General features: G+C 65.3%; 6 protein-coding genes and 1 pseudogene. 3 read left to right on the top strand and 4 right to left on the bottom strand.

The window, feature by feature from the left end:
• The 4 genes from YUA_RS0112895 to YUA_RS0112880 form a co-directional block, all read right to left on the bottom strand.
• Positions 1 to 2957 (bottom strand): efflux RND transporter permease subunit (locus tag YUA_RS0112895; protein WP_027531069.1); only part of this gene is annotated, 2957 nt, incomplete at its 3' end.
• The gene (locus YUA_RS0112890) at positions 2957 to 6109 is read right to left on the bottom strand and encodes an efflux RND transporter permease subunit (RefSeq protein WP_027531068.1); all 3153 of its coding nucleotides are present in this window, start codon (positions 6107 to 6109) and stop codon (positions 2957 to 2959) included. The genes YUA_RS0112890 and YUA_RS0112895, both read right to left, overlap by 1 nt.
• A gap of 36 nt (positions 6110 to 6145) precedes the next feature.
• Complete coding sequence (locus tag YUA_RS0112885) at positions 6146 to 7570, bottom strand: efflux RND transporter periplasmic adaptor subunit (protein WP_027531067.1); 1425 nt, start codon at positions 7568 to 7570, stop codon at positions 6146 to 6148.
• Positions 7560 to 9005, bottom strand: a complete 1446-nt coding sequence (locus YUA_RS0112880) for an efflux transporter outer membrane subunit (protein WP_245285154.1) — start codon at positions 9003 to 9005, stop codon at positions 7560 to 7562. Before YUA_RS0112880 ends, YUA_RS0112885 begins: the two co-directional genes overlap by 11 nt.
• A gap of 445 nt (positions 9006 to 9450) precedes the next feature.
• On the opposite strand from YUA_RS0112880, the pseudogene YUA_RS48105 reads away from it, so the two are divergent.
• The 3 genes and pseudogenes from YUA_RS48105 to YUA_RS0112870 form a co-directional block, all read left to right on the top strand.
• Positions 9451 to 9681, top strand: a pseudogene (locus YUA_RS48105) (DUF1365 family protein); the annotation flags it as partial.
• A gap of 93 nt (positions 9682 to 9774) precedes the next feature.
• Positions 9775 to 11004 carry a cyclopropane-fatty-acyl-phospholipid synthase family protein gene (locus YUA_RS0112875; protein ID WP_027531065.1) on the top strand — a complete coding sequence of 410 codons (1230 nt, stop codon included), beginning with the start codon at positions 9775 to 9777 and terminating at the stop codon, positions 11002 to 11004.
• A gap of 97 nt (positions 11005 to 11101) precedes the next feature.
• The gene (locus YUA_RS0112870; RefSeq protein ID WP_027531064.1) at positions 11102 to 12136 is read left to right on the top strand and encodes a cysteine synthase A; all 1035 of its coding nucleotides are present in this window, start codon (positions 11102 to 11104) and stop codon (positions 12134 to 12136) included.
• The last annotated feature ends 12 nt before the right edge of the window (positions 12137 to 12148 follow it).

The raw sequence follows: 12148 nt of genomic DNA, 5'->3' as shown, positions 1-12148 counted from the left end.
GTGCCCGGTCCGGTCGCGACCACCAGCGGAATGCCGGCGAACAGCGCCGCCATGGTCGTCATCAGGATCGGGCGGAAGCGCGCCTGGCAGGCCTCGAAGATGGCTTCGGCCGACGACAGGCCGCGCTGACGCTCGGCATCGAGCGCGAAGTCGACCATCATGATGCCGTTCTTCTTGACGATGCCGATCAGCAGGATGATGCCGACGAAGGCGATCACCGTCAGCGGCGTGTTGGTGATCTGCAGCGCAAGCAGCGCGCCGAGACCTGCCGAGGGCAATGTCGAGATGATCGTGAGCGGGTGGGCAAGGCTCTCATAGAGCACGCCAAGCACAATATACATTGCCACCAGCGCGCCGAGGATCAAGAGTGGTTGACGCCCGCTGGTCTTGGCGAAATCGCCGGCATTGCCGTCAAAACTGCCGCGGATGCCCTCGGGCATGTGCAGCTCCTCGACCGCGCGCTGGATGTTCTGCGTAGCAGCCTGGAGCTCGACATCAGGCAGGGTGTTGAACGACACCGTAGTCGAGGGCACCGACTGCGAATGATAGACTGCGAGCGCAGCGAGCCCGCGTGTCGCATGCACCACGGTGGATAGCGGCACCTGTACGTCGCCGGCGCCGGCGACGTAGATGCGATCGAGGTTTGAGGGATCGACCTGGAATTTCGGATCGATCTCCAGCACGGTCATGTATTGATTGCGCTGGGTGTAGATGATCGAGATTTGGCGCTGCGAAAACGCGTTGTTCAGGGCATTGTCGATGTCCTGAACCTTGACGCCGAGTGCGGCTGCCTTCTGGCGGTCGATGTTCAAAGTGAGCTGAAGTCCGCCGGGATCGCGGTCACTGGAAACGTCGGTGATGCCCTCGACCGTCTCCATCCGCTTGGCGACGATCGGCGCCCACTTCTGGAGCAGGTCGAGGTCGGTGCTCGAGAGCGTGTATTGAAAGTTGGAATCGCTCTGCCGGCCGCCGGCGCGGACATCCTGGGCAGCGAACATGAAGAGACGGATGCCGGGCACGGGGAACAGTGCCTTCCGCAACCGGTCGATCACGACCTGCGTCGAGACGTGGTCGCGCTCCTCCGGCGGCTTCAGGCTGATGAACATGGTGCCGCGGTTCGAGGTCGCCGCTCCCGGGCCCCCGCCTCCGCTGCCGACAGTCGAGCCGATGCCGGCCACGGCCGGATCCTGCATCACGATATCGGCGAGCCGCTGCTGCAGGCCAAGCATCGACTGGAACGAGATATCGGCCGAGGCGCGCGTCGCGCCGATGACGAAGCCGGAATCATCCGTCGGGAAATAGCCCTTGGGCACCTTGATGTAGAGCATCACGGTGAGCCCGATGGTGGCGAAGAACACCAGCAGCGTCAGCAACGGGAACTCGAGCACCGCGCGCAGGGTGCGGGTGTAGAACGCGACGATGCGCGACAGCGAACCCTCGATCAGGCGGTCGAACAGCGTGGCGGACCCCGAGGTCGTCTGCCGGATGTAGTGGGCGCAGATCATCGGCGTGACCGTGAGCGACACCAGGGTCGAGACCACAATCGCGAAGGTCAGCGTCAGCGAGAATTCGCGCAGCAGGCGGCCGACGATGCCGTCCATGAAGATCAGCGGCGTGAATGCCGCGATCAGCGACAGGCTGATCGAGACCACGGTGAAGCCGATTTGCCGGGCGCCCTCCAGCGCCGCCTGCATCGGCCGCATGCCGTGCTCGAGGTTGCGGAACATGTTCTCGATCATGACGATGGCGTCGTCGACCACGAAGCCGACCGAGATCGCCAGCGCCATCAGCGACAGATTGTCGATCGAGAAGCCGGCGACCCACATGCCGGCACAGGTGCCCGCCAGCGCCAGCGGCACCGAGATGCCAGCCGCGATCGTCGGCGTCACGCGCCGCAGGAACACGAACACCACGACCATGACGAGGACGGCGGTTGCGAGCAGCGTCCACTGCATGTCCATCACGCTGGCGCGGATCGTGCTGGTGCGGTCGACCAGCGTGGAGACATCGACGCCGGCCGGAATCCACTGCTTCAGCTCGGGGATCAGCGCCTTCACCCGGTCGACGGTGTCGATGACGTTGGCGTCGCCCTGCTTGGTGATCTGGATCAGCACCGCCGGCTGCTTGTTGAACCAGGCGATCGAGCGCGCGTTGCGGACGCTGTCCTCGATGTCGGCGACGTCGGAGAGCCGGACGAAATTGCCGTTCGAGCTCTTGATGACGATGTCGCGGAATTCCTTGGCCGTGCGCATCTGCTTGTTCAGCGACAGCGTCTCGCTCTGGCGCTCGCCGTTGAAGATGCCGACGGGACCGAGCGGGTTGGCGTTGACGATTGCGGTCCGCACATCGTCGGTCGCGATCCCCGCATTCGACAGCGCCACCGGGTTGAGCTGGATCCGGACTGCTGGCTGGTCGGCGCCGCTTACGGTCACGTCGCCCACGCCTGGCACCTGCGAGATGCGCTGCGCCAGCACGGTATCGGCGACGTCATAGATGGCGCTGGCGGACAGCGTCTTGGAGGTCAGCGCCAGCACGAAGACCGGCGCGCCGGCCGTATTCGCCTTTCGGAAGCGCGGTAGCGCCGGCAAGTCGCTGGGCAGGTCGACCAGCGCGGCGTTGATCGCGGCCTGCACGTCGCGCGCCGCCTTGTCGATGTTGCGTCCGATGTCGAACTGGAGCTGGATGTTCGCCGTGCCGAGAGAGCTCGTCGACGTGATCTGGTTGATGCCCGCGATTTCGCCGAGCCGCCGTTCCAGCGGCGCGGCGACGGTTGCCGCCATCACCGAGGGATCGGCACCAGGACGGCTCGCCGAGACGAAGATGGCGGGGAAGTCGACATTCGGGACGGAAGCAACCGGCAGGAACTCGTAGGCGACGCCCCCTAGCAGGAACAGCCCGATCGACAGCAGCGTGGTCGCGACCGGGCGGCGGATGAAGGGCTCCGAGATCGATGCCATTACTGCATCCCCTCGGTCGCGCCCGCCGCCGGGGGGCCTTCGGGCGCCGGCGGCGGCAGCGCCTGCTCGAGGCGGCGGTTGATGCGGTCGAGCGCGAGGTAGATCACGGGCGTGGTGTAGAGCGTCAGCAGCTGGCTCAGCAGCAGGCCGCCGATGATCGATATGCCGAGTGGAAAGCGCAGCTCGGCGCCGGTGCCGCTCTCGATCGCCAGCGGCAGCGCGCCGAACAGCGCAGCCAGCGTCGTCATCATGATCGGACGGAAGCGCAACAGACAGGCCTGCACGATCGCCTCATGCGCCGGCATGCCCTGCCCGCGCTCGGCCTCCAGCGCGAAGTCGATCATCATGATCGCGTTCTTCTTGACGATGCCCATCAACAGGATGATGCCGATCAGGCCGATGACCGAAAGATCCTGCCCACACAGGATCAGTGCCAAAATGGCGCCGACGCCGGCCGAGGGCAGCGTCGAGAGGATCGTGATCGGGTGGATGTAGCTCTCGTAGAGCACGCCCAGCACGATGTAGATCGTGATCACGGCGGCGAGCAGCAGCCAAGGCTGGCCGGCGAGCGCCTTGGCGAACTCAGCGGCATCGCCGGCATAGACTCCGACGATGCTGTTGGGCATTTCGATCCGGGTCTCGATCGTCTTGACCGCTTCGACGGCGTCACCGAGCGCGGCACCCGGCGCGAGGTTGAAGCTGAGCGAGATCGCCGGGAATTGCGCCTGGTGCGAGATCGCGAGCGGCGCCGTGGTGCGCTTCAGCGTCGCCACCGCGTCGAGCGGCACCTGGGCGTTGGGCGCGCCGACGACGGAGCTGCTGGCGCCGCCCGGCAGATAGAGTTTTGACAGGATCGAGGGATCGCGCTGGTACATCGGCAGCGCCTCCAGCACCACGCGGTACTGATTGGCCTGACCATAGATGGTCGAGATCTGGCGCTGCGCAAACGCATCGTTCAGCGTGTCGGTGATGGCCTGCAGGCTGACGCCGAGCTGACCGGCGCGAGTGCGGTCGACGTCGAGCTGCGCGCGCAGGCCGCCTTCCTGCGCTTCCGAAGAGACATCGCGGAACAGGGGATCGCGCCGCATCTCGTCGACGAGTTTTCGCGCCCATTCAGAGACCAGCGTCGCGTCGGTGCCGGTCAGCGTGTACTGGTATTGCGAGCGGCTCGACTGGGTCGATATCTGCACGTCCTGTACCGGCTGGAAGTAGACGGTCATGCCGGGGATGCCGGAGACCTTGTCCTTCAACCGCGTGATGACCGCGCTGACATCGTCGCGCCGCTCGCCGCGCGGCTTCAGCGTCATGACGAGGCGGCCGACATTGGTGGTCGGATTGACGGAGCCCGCGCCAATCACCGAGACCACGCCGGTCACGTCAGGATCGGCCTTGATGGCATCGGCGGCCTCGGCCTGGCGCTTCTGCATCTCGCCGAACGACACGTCGGGCGCCGCCTCTGTCACCGCCGTGATCGAAGCCGTGTCCTGCAGCGGCAGAAAACCCTTCGGCGCCACGACATAGAGGACCAGGGTCGCCACCAGCGTCGCAAAGGTCACGACCAGCGTGGCGCGCTGGCGCTCCAGCACCCAGAGCAGCGTGCGATGGTAGAACTCAACGGTGCGGTCGATGAAGCGGCTGACCGCGGCAAGCCCCGGCACCGCCAACTCCTCATGGGCGTGCCTGAGCAGCCGCGAACACATCATCGGCGTCAGGGTCAGCGAGACCACCGCCGAGGTCACGACCGCGATCGTCAAGGTCAGCGCGAATTCGCGGAACATGCGGCCGACCAGGCCCGACATGAAAAGCAGCGGGATGAACACTGCGATCAGCGACACCGTCAGCGAGATCACGGTGAAGCCGATTTCGCTGGCGCCCTTGAGCGAGGCCTGCATCGCGCTGTCGCCGTTCTCCATATGGCGGACGATGTTCTCGATCATGACAATGGCGTCGTCGACCACGAAGCCGGTGCCGATCGTGAGCGCCATCAGCGACAGATTGTCGAGGCTGAAGCCGGCAAAATACATGATGCCGAAGCTCGTGATCAGCGACAGCGGCAGCGCCACGCCCGCGATCAGCGTGGCGCGCAGCGAGCGCAGGAACAAGAGCACCACCAGCGTCACCAGCACCACGCTGAGGACCAGCGTGAACTGCACGTCGTGGACCGAGGCGCGAATGGTGACGGTGCGGTCGGAAACGATGGTCAGGTGCACGCCGGCTGGAATGGCGCGCTGGACTTTCGGGATCTCGGCGCGGATCTGCTTGACGACGTCGATGACATTGGCACCGGGCTGGCGCTGGATGTCGATAATGACGGCCGGTGTGCCCTGGTACCAGCCGCCGGTGCGGTCGTTCTCGAGCCCGTCGACGATCTGGGCGACGTCGCCGATCGTGACCGGCGAGCCGTTGCGATAGGCGATGATGATCGGCCTGTAGGCGTCTGCGGCGGCGATCTGGTCGTTGGCGGCGATGATGTAGGATTGCTGGGCGCCGTCGAGCGAGCCCTTCGGCCCGGAGACGTTGGCGTTCGCGATCGCGGCGCGCAGATCCTCCATCGCGATGCCATAGGCGGCTAACCGCGCCAGATCGGCTTGAATGCGCACGGCCGGCTTCAGCCCGCCGAGCACGGAGACGCGACCGACGCCGGAGATCTGGCTGAGCCGCTGCGCCAGCAGCGTATCGGCGATGTCGCTCATCGCGCGCAGCGAGATCGTGTCCGAGCGCAGCGCCAGCGTCATCACCGGCGCGTCCGCCGGGTTCACCTTGGCGTAGGTCGGCGGATAAGGCAGCGTCTTGGGCAGCACGCCAGCGGCGGCGTTGATCGCGGCCTGCACGTCCTGCGTCGCGCCGTCGATGTCGCGGTTGAGGTCGAACTGCAGCGAGATCTGGCTGACGCCGAACGAGCTCGTCGAGTTCATCGCCGTCAGCGACGGGATCTGGCCGAGCTGCCGCTCCAGGGGCGCGGTGATCAGCGAGGCGATCACGTCGGGGCTCGCGCCCGGCAGCTGCGTCGACACCTGCACGGTCGGGAAATCAACCTGCGGCAGCGCGGAGACCGGCAGCGCGAAATAGCCGAGCGCGCCGCCAATCAGCAGCGCTATGCCGAGCAGCGAGGTCGCGATCGGCCGGCGGATGAAGGGTTCGGAAACACCCATGAGATGCGCCTGCCGCTCAGGCGGCTGTTGCCGGGATCATGGCTGCTTGGCTCCAGGTCCCGTTGGTTGAGCCCCCGGCCCCGGCGCCGGGCCGGTCTGGCCCTTCTGGTCGCCTTCACTGCTCTTCCGCTTAGCGCGGAATTCGCCATCCTTGCCTTGCCCGTCCTTCTGCCCGTCCTTGGCTTGACTGTCCTTGGCCTGACCGTCCTTCTTCTGGCCATCCGGCGCGCGCGTGCGCTTGCGCGGGGCGAGGTCAGCCGACGGCGTCTGCTCGTCGCGGCCGATGATGACCTTGGAGCCATCGGACAGATTGGCGAAGCCCGTTGTGACGACCTTATCGTTCGCCGTCAGGCCGCTGGCAATGACTGCGTCATGCTCGTTCTGCTGGGTCACCGTCACCGCTTTGGCCGAGACGACGTTGTCCTCGCCGATGATATAGCTGAACGTGCCGATCGGTCCGCGCTGCACCGCTGACGTCGGCACCACCAGCGCCTGCGACAAGGTTTCGACCTTGAGGCGGACATTGACGAACTGGCCAGGCCAGAGCTGGTAATTGGCGTTGGGGAATTCGGCCTTGAGCTTGAGCGTGCCGGTGGTCTGGTCGACCTGATTGTCGATGCCGGTGAGCTTGCCGGTGTCGATCACGGTGACGCCGTCATTGCCGAACACGTCGACCGCGAGCGCGCCCTTTGCGGCGGCAGCATTGACACGCATGATCTGCTGCTGCGGCAGGCTGAACCACACCGCGATCGGCTGCAATTGCGTGATGACGACGAGGCCGGTGGTGTCGGCAGCGTGGATGATGTTGCCCTGGTCGACCTGGCGCAGGCCCGCGCGGCCCGACAGCGGCGCCACGATCTTGGTGTAGCTCAGCGTCGCCGCCGCATTGTCGATCGCGGCCTGGTCGGCCTTGACCAGCGCCTCGGTCTGCGCGACCGCGGCGCGCTGGGTATCCGCCTGCTGCTTGGAGCCGGCATTGGTGGCCGCGAGCTGCTCGTAGCGCGTCAGATCGATGCGCTGGTTGGCGAGCTGGGCTTCGTCCTGGGCCTTCTTGGCGACGGCCTGGTCGTAGGTCGCCTGGTAGAGCGCAGGGTCGATCTCGCCGAGCACGTCGCCCTTCCTGACGTCCTGGCCTTCGGTGAACTTCACCGCGATCAGCTTGCCGTCGACCTGCGAGCGCACGGTGACGGTGTTGAGCGCACGGATCGCACCGACGCCGTCGAGATAGACAGGGACGTCCTGGACCTTGGGCGTCGCCGCCAGCACCGGCACCGGCAGATCGGGCCGCTGGTTGCGGCCGTTGCCCTGCTGCTGCGGCTGCTGATGCATCACGCTCCAGCCGAGATAGCCGAGGCCGCCGAGGATCGCGACTGTGATCAGGGTCATGACGAAGCCGCGGCTGCGCGACTTTTTCGCCGTCCCTTTCTTCGCGTCCTGCTTCATGTCCGGCTTAAAGAGCATTGACCGGTTTCTCCATTCGCGGCTCCCAGCCGCCGCCAAGCGCCTGATACAGGCTGACGATGGCAAGAAGGCGTGCGAGCTGCGCCTGCGCCAGCGTGTCTTCGGCCTGGAATAGCGTCAGTTGGGTGTTGAGCACCGTCACGATATCGGCCGTGCCGGCATGCAGCTGCTGCTCGGCGAGGTCGAAGGCGCGCCGTGAGGCGTTGACGACATCGCGCTGCAATTGCAGCTTGATCGTGGTCTGCTTGATCGAGAACAGCGCATTGTCGACGTCGGTGAAGGCCTGGACGATGGTCTTGCGATAGGTCTGGAGCAACTCGTCCTGTCGCGCCTTGGCGTATTCGAAATTGCCGAGGATCTTGCCGCCGTCGAAGATCGGCTGGGTCGCGCTGCCGACCAGCTGGAAGAATGCCGCGTGCGGCTGGAACAGCGAGACCAGCGCCGAGCTCTGATAGCCGCCATTGCCGGTAAGCTGGATGGTCGGAAAGAATTGCGCGCGGGCATTGCCGATGTTCGCAGTTGCCGAGGCGAGTTGCGCCTCCTGCCGGCGGATGTCGGGCCGCTGCGTCAGCAGCTCCGACGGCAGGCCGGGCGTGACGCGCGGAATCGCGATCTGGTCCAGCGAACCGCCCGCAAGGCGCACGCTCTCCGGCGGACGCGACACCAGCACGGCGAGCGCATTGGTGTTCTGGTCGAGCGTCTGCCGCAGCGGTGGCACTAGCGCCTTCTGGTTGGCCAGCACGCTTTCCTGCTGGGCGACGTCGAGATCGGTACCGGTGCCGGCCTTGCGGCGTTCGCGGATGGCATCGAGGATGCGCTGGGCGCTGGCGATATTGCGCTGTGCGGTGCGCAGGCGGTCCTGCGAGGACAGCACCTGGAAATAGGCGTTCGCGACGGCTGCGAGGGTCGTCAGGGCAACGGTGTCGCGGTCGAAGCGGTTGGCATGGGCAGTCTCTTCCGCCGTCCGCAGCGCGTCGCGGTTCTGGCCCCAGAAATCGAGCTGGTAGCTGGCGCTGAGCGACGAGGAGTAATTGACGACTTCACGGCCGCCATTGGTCAGGCCCGACGCGCTCGAGCCGGATGTGCGCGAATACGTCTCCGATCCGCTTCCCGACAGGCTTGGCAACAGCGCCGCGCCCGCCTGGCGCGCCTGGGCGTCGGCCTCGACGATGCGCGAGACCGCGGCAGCGATGTCGAGATTGACGGTCTGGGCCTCTTCCATCAGCTGCGTCAGCTCCGTCGAGCGGAAGCCGCGCCACCAATCCAGCGTCGGCGGCGCGTCCGCCTTCCCGGCGTATTTGTATTGCGTGGGGACATCGAGCGCGGGATCGGGAAGGTCCTGGGTCAGCACGCAGGCGCCGGAGCTCGAGGCAAAGCAAAGCACCGCGAGCCAGCGCGCCGGCGTGCGGAAAGCTGAACCAAGAGATCGCCGCATGGCGACCGCCGCAACTCGCTGGGTCACATCCACCCCCTGCCGGGCAGATCCAACCGCCACCGCGCGGCCGGATTAGCCGATTCGCGGCTGAACAGCTGGGTGGGTCTGTGTAACTCGGTCACAACGGTGATGCTTTCTGCGGAAGTTGAGAGCCATCCTAGCCGGGCGCGGAACTTCGCGACAGTCCCGCACTTGCGAAATGCGTCCCCGAAAGTGCCCACATCCCCGGCCCGAAAATGTAAGATATGCCTGTCTTACAGGGCTTTCTCTCATTCTCGAAACATCCGGAAACGGGTCAAGCTTACTAAGATTTCATGTGATATTGCCGCCACACTGACGCCAGAGCCAGCGAACCGGTCCCGCGCTCCACTGAAACCTGAGCCGCAACGCACCGTAACCTTGTCCAGCACAAGGCGGGGACGCTGACACGGCGGCCGAGGCGCTCGCGGCGACCTTCAGCGGCCGCCGCCGGCCGCTGACCTCGCGTGTTCTGCCGCGATCATTCTTCGGCCTGCTGCTCGTCAACCTCAAGCTGAAGGCGGTGATCCACTGGGAGGCGCTGCAGCTCTGGCTGAAGGATGCGCGGCTGGTGCCACGACCGAATGCTGCAGTGCCGCCTGACTGCGAAACCACCTTGGCGGCCGGCAAAACACTCGCCTATATTATCCGTAGCTGACCGTTTGCGGGGCGCGCGCGGTTCTGGCGAAAGACGGGATGGGCGCGTCTTGCGGATTGTCACCCTTGACCAGTTGAGGCGATGAGTCCGGCGATGTCGAATATCGTCTCGGTGACGCCCGATAATGTGGAGACAGCGCTCGCTGACGTGCCGCGGATTGTCCGCCTTGCACTCACTTTCGGCTCCAGGCTCAGGCGCGGTACACTCGATGTGACCCTGCCCGATGGCCGTGTGATCCGGCTTGGCGGTCATGAGCCGGGTCCGAATGCCACCATGCGCCTGCACAATTACGGCTTCGCCTCGCGCCTGATCAATGGCGGCGACATCGGCATCGCTGAAGCCTATCTCGCCGGCGATTGGGATACGCCGGACCTGACGCAGTTTCTCTACCTGTTCTGCGTCAACCACGATCTGATCCAGGCCATGCTGCGCGACAAGCCGCTGATGCGGTTCGTCCAGATGGTGCAGCACTGGTTCAACCGCAACACCCGCCGCCAGTCCCGGCGCAACATCCACGCCCATTACGACATCGGCAATGCGTTCTACTCGGCCTGGCTCGATCCGAGCATGACCTATTCGTCGGCGCTGTTCGAGGGATCGACCACAGACCTCACGGCGGCGCAGACCAACAAATATCGCCGCCTCGCCGAGGCGCTCGACCTGAAGCCGGGCCAGAAGCTGCTCGAGATCGGCTGCGGCTGGGGCGGCTTCGCCGAATTCGCCGCCAAGACTTTTGACGCACGCGTCGTCGGCCTCACGATCTCGACCGAACAACGCGACTTCGCGCGCAAGCGCATCCACGAGGCGGGCCTCGCCGAGAAGGTCGAGATCCGGCTGCAGGATTATCGCGACGAGCGGGACCGCTACGACCGGATTGCCTCGATCGAGATGATCGAGGCGGTCGGCGAGCAGTTCTGGCCGCGCTATTTCGCACAGTTGCGTGACCGGCTGCTGCCGGGCGGGCTTGCCGGCATCCAGGCCATCACAATCCAGGACCGGCTTTTCCAGGGCTACCGGCGCGAGGTCGACTTCATCCAGCGCTACGTCTTTCCCGGCGGCATGCTGCCCTCGCCGGCCGTCCTGAAATCGCTCGGGGAGCGATTCAACGTCCCTGTCATCGGCGAGCGCATCTTCGGGCAAGATTATGCCAAGACGCTTGCCTCCTGGCGAAATAATTTTCGCGCGGCGTGGCCGGGCTTGGTGCCGCTCGGCTTTGACGACCGGTTCCGGCGGCTTTGGGAGTACTATCTCGCCTATTGCGAGGCCGGATTCCTCTCCGGCAATATCGACGTCCGGCAGGTCATCTTCGCAAAGCAGCAATAAGAGTTTGCGCCCTCGCCTTGCAAGGGGTCGCTTGTAAGCCTGGCGACCCTACTTTAGGGTCGCGTCCATCTCGTGAACCAGCCGGTAATTGCCTGACATGACCATCAACAACGACGTTGTCGAAGCCATCGGCAACACCCCGCTCATCAAGCTCAAGCGCGCCTCCGAACTGACCGGCTGCACCATTCTCGGCAAGGCCGAGTTCATGAACCCCGGCCAGTCGGTCAAGGACCGCGCCGGCAAATGGATGATTTTGGAAGCCGAGAAGCGCGGCGAGCTGAAGTCCGGCGGTCTCGTAGTGGAGGCGACCGCCGGCAACACCGGGATTGGGCTAGCGGTGGTGGCGAGCGCGCGCGGCTATCGCACGCTGATCGTGATTCCGGAGACGCAGAGTCAGGAGAAGAAGGACTTTCTCAAGCTGTGCGGTGCGGAGCTGCTGGAATCGCCGGCACTGCCCTATTCCAATCCGAACAACTACCAGCATGTCGGCCGCCGCCTTGCCGACGAGCTGCGCAAGACCGAGCCGAACGGCGTGCTGTTCGCCGACCAGTGGAACAATCTCGACAATGCCAAGGCGCATTACGACTCGACCGGCCCCGAGATCTGGGAGCAGACCGGCGGCAAGATCGACGGCTTCGTCTCCTCGGTCGGCAGCGGCGGCACGCTCGCTGGCGCCAGCCGTTTCCTGAAAGAGAAGAACAAGGACATCCGGATCGCCTGCGCCGATCCGCACGGCGCCGGCATGTTCGAATACTTCAGGACCGGCACCGCCAAGGCGACCCCCGGCGATTCCATCACGGAAGGCATCGGGCTCGGTCGCGCGACCGCGATCGTCGAGAGCGCGAAGGTCGATGACGCCTATCTCATTCCCGATGCCGAAGCGGTTACGGTGATCTACGAGCTGCTCCAGCACGAAGGCCTGTGCCTCGGCGGGTCGACCGGCATCAACATCGTCGGCGCGATGCGGCTCGCCAGGGAGCTCGGGCCCGGCAAGACCATCGTCACCATTCTCTGCGATTCCGGCAGCCGCTATCAGTCAAAGCTGTTCAACGCCGACTTCATGCGCGCCAAGAACCTGCCGGTGCCGGAATGGCTGGAGAAACGCAGCAACATCAAGCTGCCGTTCGTCTAGCTTCCAGGCAGG

The organism is Bradyrhizobium sp. WSM3983 (assembly GCF_000473045.1).
Lineage (GTDB): Bacteria > Pseudomonadota > Alphaproteobacteria > Rhizobiales > Xanthobacteraceae > Bradyrhizobium.
This window is presented reverse-complemented; position numbering and strand designations above follow the sequence as displayed.